The sequence below is a fragment of the Alphaproteobacteria bacterium genome (assembly GCA_019695395.1).
GTDB lineage: Bacteria > Pseudomonadota > Alphaproteobacteria > JAEUKQ01 > JAIBAD01 > JAIBAD01.
In genome coordinates this window covers 1-18,482 of sequence record JAIBAD010000020.1, presented here as the reverse complement: position 1 = coordinate 18,482, position 18,482 = coordinate 1, and the positions used below count along the sequence as shown (strand labels likewise).

Genomic DNA, 18,482 nt, shown 5'->3' with positions numbered 1-18,482 from the left:
AATTTATGACATTAATCCCTTTGGTAACGCTTTATCACTAATCAAAGGGTAATATCTAGAATTGAAGAGTTGGTAATGCCACCATTCATTTCTATAAAAATCCCATCCTGCTGCTGTCATAATGCCTAAAAGAATTGCACGATTTTTTTGGGCAATTTCAGAAATAGACAAATTACCATGGTGAGATAGAGGGCTAAATTCATCAAATTTTGTACCCATATCTAATTCTTTGTTGTCTTGATCAAGTAAAGTAAGATCAATAGCTACCCCACGGGAATGGGGCGATCCCCGACGTGGATCTGCTAAAAAATTGGGATCTGGGTTTTTGTTCCATAAAACCCATTGGGCTTCAGATGGTCGAAAAGCATCAAAAATTTTAAAACGATATCCTAATACTTTTGCTAGTTGAATGGCATATTTTAATTTTTCGCCAGCTTCTTTATGAAGATAACAATGAGCATGGTGATAAATTGGTGATTGTGTAATATTATCTGGTGTGGCATAAGCCAAAGAAATCTCTACATCGAAATCAGGTTGATTAATAGAAATAAGAAGCACAAAAAAACTCAATAAGATTAATTATTAACTATTTTTATCATAATTAAAATGGAAAGCCAAATTGAAAAATCTTTGTCTATTCTTGCAATAGATACCTCTGGAAAAGCATGTTCTATGGCGTTTTGGGAACAAGATGAAGTAAAGAGTAGTTTTTTTGAAATTATGAATCGAGGTCATTCAGAAATTCTAATACCAACAATACAAAAAATTATAATAAAAGCTAAACGCGATTATAAAGATATAGATTGGTTGGCTATCAATTTAGGACCAGGTTCGTTTACTGGTGTTCGCATTGGGCTTGCTGCTGTGAAAGGTTTGTCTATAGCTGCGGATAAACCTATCTATGGTATTGATAGTTTTAATGCTTGGCTTGCACCTTTAAAGGTTGGTTTATATTCATTAAAAACATCTGTATCGGATAAAATTTTTTGGGTAGTTTTAAATAATGGAATTGGGCAACTTTATATTCAGTCTTTTGATCAAAAATTTAATTCTTTATTGGCCCCCATTTTAATAAGGCCGGAAGAATTTACCACTTATTTAATCAGTTCTCAATTTTTTGTAATTATTGGTGATGGTATTCCGTTAATAAAGCCTTTTATAAAAAAGGATAATATATTTTTTGTCGACGATTATCATTATCCTAATGCATCGCATTGGGTTACTTTTATTGCAGCACAATTAAAAACCCAAGTTCCAAGTATAGGTATATCACCTATTTATTTAAGGCAAAAATATAAAGATGTTTGATTAATGGAGATTGAACTTAATTTCATTCAACCTCATGAATATCAAGATCAAAATCTTATAAGTGATCTAGCCTATATTCATGCTGCATGTTTTGAGCGACCATGGGATGAAAATGTTTTTAATTCTATATTAAAAAATCAGTCTAATATTATGGGTATAATAGCTATAGATAAAATAAAGCATCAAAGAATTGCTTTTGTATTAGCTCAAATCGTTTTAGAACAAATGGATATTATCTCTATTGCAGTTTCTATACCCTATCGTCAAAAATCTTTAGCAAAACAAATGATGCAAAAAATAATGGCGAAAGCTTTATCGCAGCATGTACAATATTGCTATTTAGAAGTGGCTATAAATAATTATCCAGCACAAAAACTTTATAAATCACTTGGTTTTGTGCAAATTGGGTTGCGTCCTAATTACTATAAAGATGTGTCACAAACAATGATTGATGCACTTGTTTTTAAATATACATTAGATGAAATAAAAAAAATGAATTGAATATAAAAATTGGCGTCCCCGGGATGATTCGAACATCCGACCTACAGTTTAGGAAACTGTTGCTCTATCCTACTGAGCTACGGGGACTTTGGAATAGAATCAAATCTTATTTTGTATAAAATAAATTATTTGCTGATAGCAAACAAAAAGCCATAGATTTTTAATCTATGGCTTTTTTGAAAGGGTTAAAAATTAATCGTTACAAAAATCAGCTTTCCAAGGTGGTAAATTATCACAAAAATTACTTGCTAACTGTGAAGTTTTTACACCATGAGTTGGTTGATTAATAACCCCCGTATGGGCAAAAGCAAAAGTTGGGACTAAAAAAGCTAAAACTAAAAATAAATTACGTATAGTCTTCATAAAATATCTCCTAAAATATATGAATAGTTATAATAAAATATATAATTATATATAATTAAGTAATTTATATCTAAAAAATCGATAAGTCAAATAATAAAATTATAATAAATACACTTTTATTATAATTTTATAATAAATATTTATTTTTGACCATTTGCCTATAAACTATTTTTTATAGTTTAGTCTCTTAATAGAGTTTATTAATTTAAACTAAGTTTATGTGTTTGTTATTTTATGGTATATATTCTCTTAGTATAATTATAATTTGTAAGTATTATACCTGTATTAAAAATACATTTATATCAAGTCTATCTATTCATGATTAACTTTTAGGTATTTGATGAATAAACCCAGTTATTCAATAGGATCGCAGTCACCTTTTGATCCATCGTATTTAATGCACAATGAAGTAAAACCAATTATTGTTTTGGTTGATGATGATAAGAATATTTTGACATCAGTATCTTTAGCTTTAGAAGAAGAGAAATTTATTGTTCATTGTTATAGTGATGGGTATGAAGCTTTGGATTTTTTATCAAACAATCCTGCGAACTTGGTTGTCCTTGATATTAAAATGCCTTTGATAGATGGAATGGAATTATTAGAAAGATTACGTCGCTCCAATAATATACCGGTTATTTTTTTAACATCCAAAGATGATGAAATTGATGAATTAATGGGTTTAAGAATGGGAGCAGATGATTATATACGTAAACCTTTCTCCCAAAGACTATTAATTGAGCGTATACGTACTTTGCTACGTAGAGATTTACAAAAAAAACAAGAAACTCAGCATGAACTTGAGCAAAATAAAATTGTTCGTGGTCATCTTATGCTCGATTTAATTAAACATCAATGTAGTTGGATGGGACATAATATAGAGCTCACTGTTACAGAGTTTTTATTATTGCAATCTCTTGTTTTAAGACCGGGTCATGTCAAAACAAGAGATCAGTTAATGGATATCGCCTATGGTGATACAGTTTATGTAGATGATCGTACGATTGATAGTCATATTAAAAGATTAAGACGTAAATTTAAAATAGTGGATCAAACATTTACAAATATAGAAACCTTATATGGTATGGGTTATAGATATAGAGAAAATTAAATATCTATGTTTAAAAAAGGTATACGAAAACATTCTACTCTTACTAGACGCATTCTTATTTTAAATGTTTTGACATTATTAATTCCTGTTTTTGGATTATTGTATCAAGATCAATATCGTCAAACGCTTATTAATGATGAATTGGATGATTTAAAAACACAAAGTGTTTTATTTGCAAATGCTCTTGGTATGTCAACAGTTAATGAAGAAGGAAAAAATGAACAAGAAAATTTCTTACCTGAAATTGCAAGATCTGCCCTGATAAAATTAGCAGCAATATCACATTATCGGGCTAGACTTTTTTCATCAGATGGTGAATTGCTTAGTGATAGCGCACGCTTTGACGGACCAGGAGGTCTTGTAGAAGTAGAAACATTACCTTTGGTTGAAAGAAAATCTTTTTTTGAAAATATATTTAATTATTTTTATGATCTTTTTACTCCAATTTTACCTAAAGATAAAGCTTTAGATTTATATCATGAAGCAGCTAAACAGAATGCCCATGATTATAGTGAGGTTTTAAAAGCACTTGAAGGAGAAGTAATGAGCGTTGTAAGACGTGATCATCAAAAAAGATTGGTTTTAACAGTTGCTTCTCCTGTTCAACGTTATCGAAAGGTTCTCGCAGCGTTGCTTCTTTCAAGTGATGGCACAGAAATAGAGCAAGATGTAAGAGAATTCCGTTATGATATTATTAGAATATTTACGGTTGGTCTATTTACAACAATCCTACTTTCTTTAATTTTAGCTGGTACTATAGCACGCCCTATTCAGAGATTGGCGCGGGCGGCAGAGCAAGTACGTTATTTGCATATAAGAAATCAATATATCAAATCTAACAAAAAACAAGGTCCAGATCTTATACCAGATTTTACATATAGAAATGATGAAATAGGTGATCTTTCATTAGCATTACGCGAAATGACAAAGGCTCTATATAAACGTATGAATGCAATTGAATCATTTGCAGCAGATGTCGCCCATGAAATCAAAAATCCTTTAACTTCACTTCGCAGCGCAGTTGAAACTGTAAATCGTGTTGATGATCCTGAAAAAAAGAAAAAACTATTAGCCCTTATATTAGATGATGTTGAAAGATTAAATAGGTTAATCTCTGATATATCAGAAGCTTCAAGAGTGGATGCGGATATTTCCAAGAATATTGCAGAGCCTGTTAATATGCTATCACTTGTTAGGAATATAGCCCATTCATTTGATATGGGATCGTTTAAAAACAATCAAGATCAAATTTTTTCCTTAAAGATTGATGAAAGACAAGAATTTAAAGTACTTGGTATTGAGAGCCGTCTTGAGCAAGTTTTGTACAATATTATTAATAATGCAATATCATTTAGCCCTCCCCAAGGAATAATAGAGTTGGTGATGATAAAAGAAAATCAAAAGGTGATTATAACAATTAAAGATCAGGGCCCAGGAATACCAGAAGATAAGTTAGATAAAATTTTTGAAAGATTTTATACGGCAAGACCTATTCACGAAAAATTTGGTGTACATTCTGGGTTAGGTTTAAGCATTTCAAAACAAATTATTGAAGCACATAATGGTATAATTTCAGTTTGTAATGTGCGTGATGAAAATGATAATATGATGGGTGCAGAATTTCGAATAGAATTACCACTACTTGTTAAAGAGGTAATTTATTTTAAAGACAATGAAAAGAAAAAAAGATTATAGAGAAATTATGACTGTTTCAGGAACAGCGGTTGCTCTACATCATGTGGGTGTTTTATTTCGTGGTCCAGCTGGGAGTGGGAAATCAGATCTTGCTTTGCGTCTAATTGATCAGGGCGCAAAATTGATTGCAGATGATCTTGTGCAGATTTCTAGACAGAATCAGGATCTTTATGTAACTTATCCAGAAATGGGTGATCCAAAATTAAAAGGATGTATAGAAATACGAGGGATAGGTATTGTTTCTATGAATTTTCAAGAAAAAATATCTTTGAATTTAATTTTAGATTTAACTGAACGAGATTTGATTGTAAGACTACCTCAAATTACTTATGATGTATTTTTTAATATTTCTGTTCCTAAAATTTTTTTTGATCCCTTTGCTTCTTCAGCTATATCAAAAATTCATTGGGCTATAAAATTATTTTCTAAAAAACTTTAAAAGAAATTGGTTGAAGTGACAAATATAGTGCCACGTATTTTACTTGTTACAGGACTATCCGGAGCAGGACGTACTACAGCCTTAAAAGCTTTAGAGGATATAGGATATGAAGCTGTTGATAACATGCCCGTATCTTTATTACAAAGATTTGATTTCGTATCTGAAGAAAATCATCATGTTGCTTTTGGTATCGACAGTAGAACACGAGGATTTACACCAGAAATTTTTATTGAGATTATTAATAAATTTCGTCAAGACCAAAAAAGTAATTTTCAACTTCTCTATCTATCGTGTGATCAAGATGTTTTAGCCCGCCGATATATTGAAACTAGACGTAAACACCCTTTAGCAATTAATCGTCCTGTTATTGATGGTATTGATCTTGAAAAAAAACTTTTAGCTCCTTTAGAAATATTAGCTGATGAGCTTATTGATACGACAAATCTTACTCCTGGAAATTTAAAAAATATAATTTACGATAGATTTAATATTAAAAATATTGATCATCCAAAAATTGTTATCACACTTATTTCCTTTTCTTATCATTATGGGTTACCAAGAGAAGCTGATTGGGTTTTCGATGTACGTTTTTTACATAACCCTTTTTATCAACCATCTTTGAAAAATTTAAATGGCTTGGATATGAATGTTGCAAAATATATAGAAAGAGACAGTGTTTTAGATAATTTTTTTACGCCCCTTACTCAAATATTAAATATGTTGCTTCCAAAATTTGAACAAGAAGGAAAAAGTTATTTAACCATTGCAGTTGGGTGTACTGGTGGTAAACATCGTTCTGTATATATTGTACAAAAATTGGCTGATTTTTTTCAAAAATTGGATCAACACGTTAATATAATGCATCGTGATATATATAAACACATAGATAAATTTTAGAATTTATATGATAGGCATTGTGATTATTACCCATGGAAAACTTGCAGATGAATTTCGTTCTGCATTAGAGCATGTTATGGGTGTCCAATCTAACTTGGAAACAATCTGCATTTACCCTAATGATCATATGGCTCAGTGTAAGCAAAATATTTTAGAATCCGTTCAACGTGTTAATGATGGAACAGGTGTTATAATTTTAACAGATATGTTTGGTGGGACACCCTCTAATCTTGCAATTTCTGTTATGCAACCAAATGTTATAGAAGTTATAGCTGGGGTTAATCTTCCTATGTTGATCAAATTAGCAAGATCAAGGCATAAAGATAATTTGATGGATGTTGTATTAGAAGTTCAAGCTGATGGAAGAAAATATATTAATATTGCATCTAGATTATTTAAAAAAAAATATGAATAATGAACTACAAATATCGTGTTTTGTAAAAATAGTTAATCAACGTGGATTACATGCACGAGCAGCTGCTAAATTTGTTAAACTTGCAGATCAGTTTGATTGTAAGGTTATAGTTAAAAAAGATGATATGTCAGTTTTGGCAACATCAATTATGGGTTTGCTTATGTTGGCTGCCACGCTACATTCTACAATCGAGCTTCAGGCAACAGGATCCCAGGCGCAGGAGGCTTTAAATGCTTTATCTCATTTGGTTAAATCAAAATTTGACGAAGAATAAAATTTTGGTCATAAAATGAAATATAAATGATCTAGGATAGGGATTTTTTTTAAGGAGCATATAATGAAAAAGTTTGATGATTATAAGGTTACTGATATCAATTTAGCAGAATGGGGTAGAAAAGAAATTTCAATCGCAGAGACAGAAATGCCTGGTCTTATGGCATTGCGTCAAGAATATGGCGCAAATAAACCTTTAAGAGGTGCCAGAATTGCCGGTTGCCTACATATGACAATTCAAACAGCAGTTTTAATTGAAACATTAATAGCATTGGGTGCTGAAATAAGATGGAGTTCATGCAATATTTTTTCAACCCAAGATCAAGCTGCTGCAGCTATAGCTGCCGTAGGTATACCTGTTTTTGCTTGGAAGGGTATGAATGAAGATGAATTTTGGTGGTGTATTGAACAAACAATTCAAGGACCCAATGGATGGACACCTAATATGATTTTAGATGATGGGGGTGATTTGACCCAAATTATTTATGAAAAATATTCTCATCTTTTAAAAGATATTCGTGGTATTTCTGAAGAAACGACAACTGGCGTCCATCGGCTTTACGAAATGGCAAAAAAAGGTGAATTGAAAACACCAGCTATTAATGTGAATAATTCTGTAACAAAATCTAAATTTGATAATCTTTATGGTTGTCGTGAAAGTTTAATTGATGGAATTAAACGAGCTACAGACGTTATGGTGGCTGGTAAAATTGCTGTTGTTTGTGGTTTTGGTGATGTAGGTAAAGGATGTGCGGTATCGCTTCGTAGTCAAGGGGCCAGAGTTATTATAACAGAAATTGATCCTATATGTGCTTTGCAAGCATCAATGGAAGGTTATGAAGTAACAACAATGGATGATATAGCACATCAAGCAGATATTTTTGTGACTGCAACAGGAAATATTGATGTTATTACCTTAGATCATATGCGTAAAATGAAACACAGGGCAATTTTATGTAATATTGGTCATTTTGATAGTGAAATTGAAATAAGTGCTTTACAAAATTACAAATGGGATTCGATAAAACCTCAAGTGGATGAGGTTATTTTTCCGGATGGAAAACGATTGATTGTTTTGGCAAAAGGCAGATTAGTCAATCTTGGTTGTGCGACAGGACATCCCAGTTTTGTGATGAGTGCCTCTTTTACAAATCAAGTTTTAGCTCAAATAGAATTATGGAACCATTATCATAATTACAAAAACCAAGTATACCTTTTACCCAAAATATTAGATGAAAAGGTTGCATCTTTGCATCTTACTAAAGTGGGTGTTAAATTGACAAAATTAACAAAAAAGCAAGCTGATTATATAGCAGTTTCCCAAGAGGGTCCGTTCAAACCTGAATATTATCGATACTGATACTATTGAAATACCATGATATTTATAAATATAATTTGTGAATAATGTGAACAGTTATTTGGGATATATTGGAATAATATGCTCTATTATTATAGGAGGATTACTTTTTTTTATTTTTAAAATAAAAAAAAGTAGATCTCTTATTAAAAATCAAAATGATTTATTAAAAGAATTATTTACAGATAAATATAAAGCTTGGCTTTATATATCTTCTATCGATAATAGTATTCAAACATCATCTAATTTCTCGTTATTATTTTCTAATGAAACAATCGAAACAAAAGAAAATTTCATAGAATTTGGAAAAAAACAATTTAAAAATCATCTGGATTTAGAAGAAATTTTGGAAAAGGCAACCCAGGAGAATCAAACAATAAAGCTTTTTGATTTTAAGGAAAAAGTATGGAAGGCCAATATTAAAGTTTTATCTAATAGTTTTTTAAGCATTATATTTGAGGATATAACATCCCAATATAAAATTCACAAATCGGTAAAAGATGATAATGTTCAATTAAGAAAATTAATTGATAATTTACCTTTACCTATTTGGATTAGAGATGAGAAATTACATATAATCTATTGTAATAAAACTTATGCTCATATTTGTGGATTTGATGCTGATGTTGTGCTTCATGATAATGTTGGATTAGCGGATGATTATGCTTTAGCTTTACGTGCTCAAGATCTCAAAATTGCACAAAGTGGTAGTCGTCATATTATTGTGCAAGGCAAGAGACGATTTTTTGATTTTACACTTCAGCCTTTATGGAATGACCATAGTGAAGATATACAAGAGAATTCAATAGCAGGATATGCTCAAGATATGACTGCTTTGGAAGAATCACAGGATCAATTATCACGCCATATTATGGCGCATGCAGATGTTTTAGAACAATTAAATACAGGGATTATTGTTTTTGATACAAACAAACGAGTTAGTTTTTTTAATCAAGCTTATTTACATTTTTTTGGATTAACTGAAAAATTATTAGAGCATAATCCAACCTTGGGCGAAGTTTTAGAAATGCTTCGTGAGCGGCGTAAATTACCCGAACAAGTGAATTTTCCAGTTTATAAACAAGAATTAGAACGCCAAATTATGGGTGTTATTAATCCAGTCCAAGAACTTGTTCATTTACCTGATGGAACAACGTTAAGAATGGTAACGGCACCGCACCCTTTTGGTGGTGTGTTTATGCTTTATGAAGATGTTACAGATAGATTAACTTTGGAAAGATCTTATAACACTCTTATTGATGTTCAACGTGCTACTTTAGATAATTTATATGAAGGGGTAGCGGTATTTGGAAGCGATGGTAGATTAAAACTTTTGAATCCGGTTTGTATCCGTCAATGGGGTTTGGAAAATATAGAAGTTATTAAAGAACCACATATTTCACAATTTGTTGACCAATTGAAAAATTTTTTTGATCAAGATTCTAAATGGCAAGAAAAATATCAAAATATTATGACATTAGTCGTTGAAGGTGAGCAACGTAATGGCCGAATTGAAAGAAATGATGGGATTGTTTTAGATTATGTTGTTTATCCTTTGCCTGATGGAAGTACACTATTTACCTATTTAGATGTCACAGATAGCATTAGGGTAGAACGTGCCCTTATTGAAGGCAATAATGCACTTCAAGCAGCAGATAGGTTGAAATCTGAATTCATTGCAAACATTTCCTATGATTTACGGACACCACTTAATAGTATCATGGGTTTTGCGGAAATATTAAAGGCACAATATTTTGGCCCATTAAACCAACGCCAAATTGATTATAGTCAAAATATCTACCAAGCATCGCAAAGACTTCTCACCCTAATTAATGATATTATTGATCTGGCTACGATTGAGGCAGGTTATATAGAATTAGAATATAGTAAAATTGATATTAAACAAATGTTAAACAATATTATTCATTTGGCTTATGAAAGGGTCCGTGAGAAAGAAATATCTTTAGTTCTTGATTGTCCTGATGCTATTGGGGTTTTTGAAGCAGACGAAAAAAGATTACATCAGGCCATTTATAATATTATTAGCAATCTTGTTATTTTTATTCCAAAAGGAAGTACCATTCATATTATTGCCGACCGTGATCCGCAAAATTTAACAATACAAGTTAAAAATTCATCGATGATTAATTTTGAAGATCAAGAACCATCAACGGATAAATTTCGTCGAAATCCCCAAAGGGGTAGTGCAGATCTGGGCCTATCTCTTGTCAAGCGTATTATCGAAATGCATGGTGGACAAGTTATACTTTCTTCAACGTCCCAAAGTTCAGAAATTGTGTGTTTAATTCCTCTTGCTCGTACTATTCATAATTCTATGAGACAGTAGATATCCCTTTTGTTGTAGAATATTCAAAATGGAAGACTTCGTCCGGATGAAGATATTTCCTTATATCGTGGGCTGCAACTGCCGCTTCATGAAATCCGGTTAAAATAAGTTTTAATTTACCTTGATAATGAACAATGTCGCCTATGGCGTAAATACCCGGAAGATTGGTGCGTTGATTAGCAGGATTAATAGCAATATGATGATGATCAAGATGAAGTCCCCATTGGGTAATTGGCCCCAAATCCATTGATAAACCAAAAAAAGCTAATAAATAATCTGCCTCAAGTTTTTTTTCATGTTGGTCCAAATCTTGAACAATAACATTATTTAAATATCCATTATCACCTTCTAAAGATGTTAATTGATAAGGGGTAATAAGTTCAATTTTATGCGTTTGTTTCAATTTTTCTAATTGATGTATACTTTCAGGGCTGGCTCTAAATTTATGACGTCGATGTACAAGATAGATTTTTTGAGCTATTTCGGATAAAGATAATGTCCAATCAATAGCAGAATCACCCCCACCTGCTATAACCAAAGTTTTATTACGAAATAATTCTTTTTGTTTTACATAATAAAAAACACTTTTATTTTCATAAATCTCTATTTTCTCAAGAGGGGGACGATTAGGCCCAAAAGCCCCAACTCCTGCAGCAATAATAACAGTACGGCTTTGAATGATTTGGCCGTTTGACGTTTCTAATAACCACGATTGGTCATTTTGCTGTGTTAATTTGCGTACTTGTTGGTCTAAATGAAATACAGGTTTAAAAGGAAGAGCTTGTTGATGTAAATTATGAATAAGTTCTGTTGCATCAATTTTAGGATAAGCAGGTATGTCATATATAGGTTTTTCTGGGTATAATGCGGTGCACTGACCGCCAATTGAATCTAAAGCATCAATAACATGACATTGTAATCCTAACATACCACATTGAAAAATCGCAAAAAGACCAACTGGTCCTGCACCAATAATTGTAACATTGGTTTTATGATGTGGCATTTTTATTAAAAATGTAATAAATCTGATTAGAATTAATTTGATATAAAAATAAATCTTTTATTTTATAAAGCAAGACTCTTTCATAATTCAAGGAAGAAAATTATGTCTCAATCACTTTTCCATCTAGCTTTTCCTGTTAAAGATCTAAAAAAAACGAGATTTTTTTATGAAGAATTATTGGGCTGTCCTGTTGGGCGTACATCTGATTTGTGGATTGATTTTAATTTTTTTGGCCATCAAATTACCGCTCATCTGAATCTAGAAGAATTAAATCATGTGAAATCTAACCCTGTTGATGGTGATGATGTTCCCGTACGACATTTTGGTGTAATTTTAGAATGGAAAGAATGGCATAAATGGGCTGATAAATTAGCACAAGCAAATATTAAATTTCTTATTGAACCTCATATTCGTTTTAAAAATCAAATTGGTGAACAGGCAACTTTGTTTTTCGCTGATCCAAGTGGCAATGTACTTGAATTTAAGTCTTTCCAAGAAAAAGACCAAATTTTCGCACATATATAGCATATATAACATATATAAATGAGCAAAAATTTTAATTGTTGAGTAAATTTATTATTATATTAATGAATGAATAAAGAAAATAAAATAGATTGGTGTGATTTTATTTGGGATAGTGTGTCCTTAAAAAAATTTGCACAGATCTTGGCTCTATATGTTCAAAAAAAAGATGTCATCGCATTATATGGGGATTTGGGTACCGGAAAAACAACTTTTGCTAGGGCTTTTATTCAAGCCTTAACGGATAACCAACAAGATGTTCCAAGTCCAACTTTTACACTGGTTCAAACTTATGAAATAAAACAAGGAACGATTTGGCATTTCGATTTATATCGATTAAAATCACTTGATGAAGCCTATCAACTTAACTTAGAAGAAGCTTTTCATGAAGGGATAAGTTTAATAGAATGGCCCCAAAGATTAGAAAATATACTTCCAGAATATGCATTGAAAATATATTTTAATTTTAATGAATCTTCATCGACAAGAAAAATAAAACTCTATTTTAATCCATATTGGATCAGTCGTGGTAAAAATATTTTATTACAAATAAAAAAATAAATAGTATGGAAAACCGTAAAGATATTATACAAGAATTTCTTAATCAACAAAAATGGGGTGATGCCCATCGTTTGCCTTTGGCAGGTGATGCTTCATTCCGCCGATATGAAAGATTAATTCAAAATAATAAAACTGTTATTTTGATGGATGCACCGCCACCAAAAGAAAATATCAAGTCATTTTTAAACATAGGAAAAATTTTAAATGATATTAAACTTAGTGCTCCTGAAATTTATGCTTATGATGAATTAAATGGATTAATTTTATTAGAGGATTTAGGTGATAATACTTATACCGTCCTTTTACAAAAAGGATATTCAGAAAAAGAACTTTATGAACTAGCTGGTGATGTATTAATAGAGATTAGGCAACGTATTCAATCTGATCATCTTAATTTAATTCCTAAATTTGACGTATCACGTGCCTTACGTGAAGTGCAAGTTTTTCTGGACTGGTATTGGCCTCTTGTTATGGAAGGGGCGGAAATTTCTGAAGATATAAGAAAAGATTATGTTCAAAAATGGGAACGCATTTTGCATCATTATTTGGATTTTTTTCCTACTCTTACTTTGTTTGATTTTCATGTTGATAATCTTATTCTTTTGCCACAAAGAATAGGCGTTCGTGCCTGTGGATTGTTAGACTTTCAAGATGCTGTATCTGCGCCAGCCCCTTTTGATTTGATGTCTTTAATTGATGATGCAAGACGGGATGTTTCTTTAACTCTAGGAAAGCACTTAAAAGATCGTTATAAAACCAATTTTTCTAAAGATGATTATGAGCATTTTGATATTCTTTATGACCTTTTGGCAGCGCAGCGCCATACGAGAATACTGGGAACTTTTTGTAGGTTATATCGTCGTGATCATAAACCAGCTTATTTAAATTTTATCCCACGTGTTTGGCAGCAATTAATGAATGCGTTACAGAATAAACATCTTTTAAATATAAAAGAATGGTTTGATTATTATATTCCTTCGTCTAAAAGACTTTTACCTCCATCTCTTTTATATAAGAAATAAATTATGCTTAATGATAAATTACCAGATCAAGCAGTAATTTTAGCAGCTGGATTAGCAACCAGATTACGGCCTATCACCCAAGATATGCCCAAGGCCCTTGTTCCTATCCATGGTAGGCCAATTATAGATTTTATTTTTGATCAGCTTAAGAACATCAACATAAAAAATGTTGTTGTAAATGCGCATTATTTTTATGAACAAATTGAACATCATCTTCAAAAATATAGTGATTTTAATATACAAATTTCGAGAGAAAAAGAAATTCTTGAAACAGGTGGTGGGATAAAGCAAGCGTTATCATTTTTAAAAAATGATATATTTTTTGTTATTAATGCTAAAATTCTATGGTCAAATGGTAAGATCAATGTCTTGAAAAGATTAGTTAATTTTTGGGATAGTAAGAAAATGGATGCCTTGTTATTATTGCATCCTACAGTTAGTGCAGTTGGTTATGAAGGCATGGGAGATTTTTTTCTTGACCAAAATGGTTTGGTATCAAGAAGAAAAAATTTACAAATTTCACCTTTTTTATTTACAGGAATTCAACTTTTACATCCTAAAATTTTTCAAAACACACCAGATGGCTTTTTTTCAATGAATCTAATTTATGATAAATTAATTCAGGATAAAAAATTGTATGGTATTAGACATGATGGGGAATGGTTTCATATTAGTACCCCAAAACATTTAATCGAAGTTGAGAATAAATTTTTAGATAAAAATGAAAGTTTCTATGGATAAATCTGGTAAAATTTTTACCATACCTTCAGGTATAAATTTTGTACAAGCAATTGCGGAAAGATTACTAGAAGAAACAAAATCCGATCCCTTAGAACTTACACATTATACAATTTTATTACCAACAAAACGTTCTTGCCTTCTCTTACAAGAAGCCTTTATCCATACAGATAAAGTTGATGCTTTATTTTTACCAAAAATAAAACCTTTGGGTGATTTATCTGAAAATGATTTTTCTCTGATTCCAGACCATCAAATAAATGGATTGTCAATTTTACCTGGGATTGATCCTACAAAAAGAATTTTACTTTTAGCTAAATTGATCGTTGAAAAAACAGAAATTAATTTTAATAAAGCACTTTTTTTAGCAAAAGATTTGTTTAAATTTTTGGATGAAATACAAAAAGAGAGAATAAATTTTTATGAATTTAACGAAATTATATCGGCAAATTATGCTTTGCATTGGCAACAGATATTTAATTTCTTAAAAATTTTATTTCACGAATGGCCAAAAATTTTAAAAGAAGAAAAATGTTTAGACGTTGTTGAACGCCAAAATATTTTATTGGAGCAGCAAGCAAAAATATGGAAAGAAAACCCACCCAAATTTCCTGTATGGGTTGCGGGTTCTACAGGTAGCGTTCCTGCTACAGCTGAATTAATGAAAGTGGTAAGCCATTTACCTTTAGGATACATTATTTTACCCGGACTTAATTTAAATTTGGATGACAATCTTCAGAAAGAAATTAGGGAAGACCCATGTCATCCTTATTATGGAATGCTTAATCTTTTATCTAACCTTAACTATAAATTATCTGATGTTCGTCCTTGGCCATTAGAGGATGCCAATATACCATTAAAGAGAAACGCATTATTAAATCAGGTTTTTTACCCTGCTTCCGTGGTAACTAAATGGGATCAGTTAAAAAGAAAATGGACAGATATTGATAAAGCTGTTGAAAATCTTAAACTTGTTTTATGCGCTAATTCAAAAGAAGAAGCTGAAATTATAGCTATCATTTTGCGTGAAGCTCTTGAAAAATCTAATCAAAAAGTGGCTTTAGTTACAGCAGATCGAAAACTTGCCCGCAGAGTTACTGCAGAATTGCGTCGTTGGTCAATTACAGTAGAAAGCGGGGTTGGTTTATCTTTGGATAAAACAAAAACAGGGGAATTTTTAAAACTTTTAACTTCTTTAGTTCTTCACCAAACCTACACGACGTGGCTTTCAATTTTTAAACATCCTTTAACATCTATGGGGTTTTCAAAAGAATATTTTTTAGAAGCAGTAAAAGAAATTGAGCTTAAATTATTACGTGGAAGTTTCATCACAGAAGATTTAGAAACACTTATAAAAAAGGCGTACGATTTAAATTTAGATAAAGCTTCTAATATTTTAGAAAAAACCAAAATAATTTTTCACGATTTTTTTGGTTTGTTAAAAGATAATCATGTGAATTTAGAAAAATTAATTCAAACACATATTATTTTAGCTGAATCTTTAGTTACGACAGATAAGGTTCCAGGGTATGAGATTTTATGGTCGGATCATGATGGAAATAGTGTGCTAAATTTTTTGATTAATATGATAAGTACAAATTCCAACATTTCGCTTTCGACAGGTAAAGATTATTTTGATTTTTTTAATTATTTTTTAGCAGAACATATTATTTATAAAGATTATAACGTAAATTCGCGTTTAAGTATTCTAAGCCCATTTGAAGCACGTTTATACCAAGCAGATTTGATGATTTTAGGTGGTTTAAATGAAGGAGTTTGGCCAAGCGAACCAGAATTTGATCCATGGCTTAATCGTAATATGCGTACAATTTTGGGGTTACCTTTACCGGAAAGATATATTGGATTATCAGCCCATGATTTTTTCCAATTAGCATGCGCACCTTCTGTAGTTATGACGAGATCATTGAAAAAAGATGCGGTTGTTACAACACCTTCGAGATGGGTTAAAAGACTACAAATTTTTCTTAAATCTTTAGGTAAGGAAATATTGGTTCCTAATAATTGGATTGAATGGAGAAAAATGTCAAATCACATTGAATCTATAAGTAATTTTTCTCCTCCTTATCCGAAACCTCCTGTTCATTTAAGACCACGTAAATTATCAGTAACACAATTGCAAAAACTTCTTCATAACCCTTACATTATTTATGTAGAAACAATTCTTAAATTATCACCCCTTGAACCCTTAGAACCTATTCCAAATGCATCAATACGTGGGACATTAATTCATACTATTTTAGAAAAATTTCTCTATGATTATGAACGAAATCATATTCCTGATCCTTATAATTATCTTATAGCTTTGGGAAAAAAAATATTTTCGTCTTTGCTGTTTTATCCTACTGTATGGGGATTTTGGTGGCCCCGCTATGAACGTGTCGCCCAATGGTTTATAAAAAGTTTGGAATTTTATAAGGATAAAAAATTAAGAACATTTTTAGAAATATCGGGTCAATATACTTTAACCCTATCTTTAGGGGATTATGTTTTAACAGCAAAAGCAGACCGTATTGATCTTATGAAGGATGGGGGATTAACAATTATCGATTATAAAACAGGCTCGATTCCAAGTATGCGTAAGGTTAATCAAGGCTTTTATCCCCAATTAATTTTAGAAGCAATTATTGCTAAAGCTAAAGGGTTTTCTTTAATTAAAGAAAGTAATAAAATCCAAAAGTTAGAATTTTGGAAGATAACAGGACGAAATCCAGCCGTAGAAGTTATTAATTTACCCTTTGATATCGATAATCTTATAGAAGAACATCATGAGGGGATTAAAAAATTTCTGGAATCTTTCGATGATGTCAATACGGCCTATCCTATATCAGTTGATTATCAAACTAATGATTATATAAAATCTTATCAACATTTGGCTCGTATGAAAGAGTGGATAGGTCAAAATATATAAATGTGCCAAGAAGTTTTATGATAATTGATCAGCAATATCCAATATATAACCAAGCTCTTAATCCTAATAGTTCTATATGGGTTAATGCGTCAGCAGGTACAGGTAAAACAAAACTTTTAACTGATCGTATTTTAAGATTGTTGATATCAGATGTTTCTCCTTTAAAAATTCTATGTCTTACCTATACAAAAGCTGCTGCAGCAGAAATGTTAAATCGATTAGATGAAAAACTAGCTTTTTGGGCTTCTACGAGTGAGGAATTACTTAAAGAAGATATCATAAAATTATTGGGGTATGAACCTGATCAATCAATATATAATTTTGCGCGTGGGCTTTTCGCTAAAATTTTAGATATTCCAGGAGGTATAAAAATACAAACTATACATGCTTTTTGTCAATCCCTTTTAAGAAAATTTCCTATAGAAGCAAATGTCCCTTCTAATTTTGAACTAATCCAAGAAATAGAAGATAAAAAGATAATTTATGATGCGTATAGTTTGATTATGGGTCTTCAGCAACAAAATTATAATTCTAAATGGATGGAAAATTTTGCCCAATTATCTATAGAATTTTCCATTGAAGATTTTGATCAGCTTATTCTGGATCTTATAAGAAAAAAGAAGGTTTTTTTACAATCTTTAGAAAAGGATGACGAATTTAATCGATTAATAGACTGTATTTATAAAAAATTAAATGTAGAAAAAAACATATCTATACAATCTATTGAAGATCAAATAATGCGAAACACATGTTTTTCTAAAAGCAATTTAAAAGTTATCCAAGAAATTTTATTTGAACAAACAAAAAGTAAAAAATATCAGAAAATGTTTAATCAAATCAAAGATTGGATGGAATTATCTTTTGAAGAAAAAAAAGAACAATTAGATTTTTACTGTGGCATATTTTTAGATTCATATGGATTATTAAAAAAAACTTTTTCCTCGGATCTTATAGAAAACTATCCAATTTTAGATGAAACATTTAACCAGGAAGCATTAAGA

General features: G+C 31.0%; 19 protein-coding genes and 1 tRNA gene. 16 read left to right on the top strand and 4 right to left on the bottom strand.

Going from position 1 to position 18,482, the window contains the following annotated elements; all coding sequences use genetic code 11:
* Positions 1-3 precede the first annotated feature (3 nt).
* Entirely contained in the window at positions 4-558 is a 555-nt protein-coding gene (gene ddpX / locus K1X44_04945) for a D-alanyl-D-alanine dipeptidase (GenBank protein ID MBX7146637.1), read from the bottom strand.
* Positions 559-606: 48 nt separating this feature from the next.
* Here ddpX and tsaB point away from each other — a divergent pair, with 48 nt between their 5' ends.
* On the top strand, positions 607-1,308 hold the full coding sequence (gene tsaB / locus K1X44_04940) for a tRNA (adenosine(37)-N6)-threonylcarbamoyltransferase complex dimerization subunit type 1 TsaB (GenBank protein MBX7146636.1): 702 nt from the start codon (positions 607-609) through the stop codon (positions 1,306-1,308).
* Positions 1,309-1,311: 3 nt separating this feature from the next.
* Positions 1,312-1,809, top strand: a complete 498-nt coding sequence (locus K1X44_04935; protein ID MBX7146635.1) for a GNAT family N-acetyltransferase — start codon at positions 1,312-1,314, stop codon at positions 1,807-1,809.
* A gap of 10 nt (positions 1,810-1,819) precedes the next feature.
* Here the strand turns inward: K1X44_04935 and K1X44_04930 are convergent.
* Both K1X44_04930 and K1X44_04925 read right to left on the bottom strand, forming a co-directional pair.
* A tRNA-Arg gene (locus tag K1X44_04930) sits at positions 1,820-1,896 on the bottom strand.
* Between the two features lie 105 nt (positions 1,897-2,001).
* Positions 2,002-2,172 carry a hypothetical protein gene (locus K1X44_04925; GenBank protein ID MBX7146634.1) on the bottom strand — a complete coding sequence of 57 codons (171 nt, stop codon included), beginning with the start codon at positions 2,170-2,172 and terminating at the stop codon, positions 2,002-2,004.
* A gap of 397 nt (positions 2,173-2,569) precedes the next feature.
* Here K1X44_04925 and K1X44_04920 point away from each other — a divergent pair, with 397 nt between their 5' ends.
* The 8 genes from K1X44_04920 (at position 2,570) to K1X44_04885 (ending at position 10,706) form a co-directional block, all read left to right on the top strand.
* On the top strand, positions 2,570-3,283 hold the full coding sequence (locus tag K1X44_04920) for a response regulator transcription factor (GenBank protein ID MBX7146633.1): 714 nt from the start codon (positions 2,570-2,572) through the stop codon (positions 3,281-3,283).
* 6 nt (positions 3,284-3,289) lie between these two features.
* The gene (locus K1X44_04915) at positions 3,290-4,978 is read left to right on the top strand and encodes a sensor histidine kinase (protein MBX7146632.1); all 1,689 of its coding nucleotides are present in this window, start codon (positions 3,290-3,292) and stop codon (positions 4,976-4,978) included.
* 7 nt (positions 4,979-4,985) lie between these two features.
* Positions 4,986-5,417, top strand: a complete 432-nt coding sequence (locus tag K1X44_04910; protein MBX7146631.1) for an HPr kinase/phosphatase C-terminal domain-containing protein — start codon at positions 4,986-4,988, stop codon at positions 5,415-5,417.
* A gap of 15 nt (positions 5,418-5,432) precedes the next feature.
* Positions 5,433-6,314 carry an RNase adapter RapZ gene (gene rapZ, locus K1X44_04905; protein ID MBX7146630.1) on the top strand — a complete coding sequence of 294 codons (882 nt, stop codon included), beginning with the start codon at positions 5,433-5,435 and terminating at the stop codon, positions 6,312-6,314.
* A gap of 7 nt (positions 6,315-6,321) precedes the next feature.
* Positions 6,322-6,729 (top strand): PTS sugar transporter subunit IIA, encoded by a 408-nt coding sequence (locus K1X44_04900; protein MBX7146629.1) that lies wholly within the window; start codon positions 6,322-6,324, stop codon positions 6,727-6,729.
* The gene (locus tag K1X44_04895) at positions 6,722-7,003 is read left to right on the top strand and encodes an HPr family phosphocarrier protein (GenBank protein ID MBX7146628.1); all 282 of its coding nucleotides are present in this window, start codon (positions 6,722-6,724) and stop codon (positions 7,001-7,003) included. Before K1X44_04900 ends, K1X44_04895 begins: the two co-directional genes overlap by 8 nt.
* Before the next feature lie 63 nt (positions 7,004-7,066).
* Positions 7,067-8,362: an adenosylhomocysteinase gene (ahcY, locus tag K1X44_04890; GenBank protein MBX7146627.1), complete on the top strand. Its 1,296-nt coding sequence runs from the start codon at positions 7,067-7,069 to the stop codon at positions 8,360-8,362.
* A 46-nt stretch (positions 8,363-8,408) separates the two neighbouring features.
* Positions 8,409-10,706, top strand: a complete 2,298-nt coding sequence (locus tag K1X44_04885) for a PAS-domain containing protein (GenBank protein MBX7146626.1) — start codon at positions 8,409-8,411, stop codon at positions 10,704-10,706.
* Here K1X44_04885 and K1X44_04880 read toward each other — a convergent pair.
* On the bottom strand, positions 10,693-11,709 hold the full coding sequence (locus tag K1X44_04880; GenBank protein MBX7146625.1) for an NAD(P)/FAD-dependent oxidoreductase: 1,017 nt from the start codon (positions 11,707-11,709) through the stop codon (positions 10,693-10,695). The genes K1X44_04885 and K1X44_04880 overlap by 14 nt on opposite strands.
* A gap of 102 nt (positions 11,710-11,811) precedes the next feature.
* Between K1X44_04880 and K1X44_04875 the strand changes: the two genes are divergently transcribed.
* The 6 genes from K1X44_04875 to K1X44_04850 all read left to right on the top strand — a co-directional run.
* Positions 11,812-12,234, top strand: a complete 423-nt coding sequence (locus tag K1X44_04875) for a VOC family protein (protein ID MBX7146624.1) — start codon at positions 11,812-11,814, stop codon at positions 12,232-12,234.
* Between the two features lie 66 nt (positions 12,235-12,300).
* On the top strand, positions 12,301-12,792 hold the full coding sequence (gene tsaE / locus K1X44_04870) for a tRNA (adenosine(37)-N6)-threonylcarbamoyltransferase complex ATPase subunit type 1 TsaE (GenBank protein MBX7146623.1): 492 nt from the start codon (positions 12,301-12,303) through the stop codon (positions 12,790-12,792).
* A gap of 5 nt (positions 12,793-12,797) precedes the next feature.
* Entirely contained in the window at positions 12,798-13,814 is a 1,017-nt protein-coding gene (locus K1X44_04865) for a phosphotransferase (protein MBX7146622.1), read from the top strand.
* Between the two features lie 3 nt (positions 13,815-13,817).
* Positions 13,818-14,555 (top strand): nucleotidyltransferase family protein, encoded by a 738-nt coding sequence (locus tag K1X44_04860; GenBank protein MBX7146621.1) that lies wholly within the window; start codon positions 13,818-13,820, stop codon positions 14,553-14,555.
* A complete protein-coding gene (gene addB / locus K1X44_04855) occupies positions 14,548-17,481 on the top strand; it encodes a double-strand break repair protein AddB (GenBank protein ID MBX7146620.1) in 2,934 nt (977 codons plus the stop codon). Before K1X44_04860 ends, addB begins: the two co-directional genes overlap by 8 nt.
* A gap of 17 nt (positions 17,482-17,498) precedes the next feature.
* Positions 17,499-18,482 (top strand): UvrD-helicase domain-containing protein (locus K1X44_04850; GenBank protein MBX7146619.1); only part of this gene is annotated, 984 nt, incomplete at its 3' end.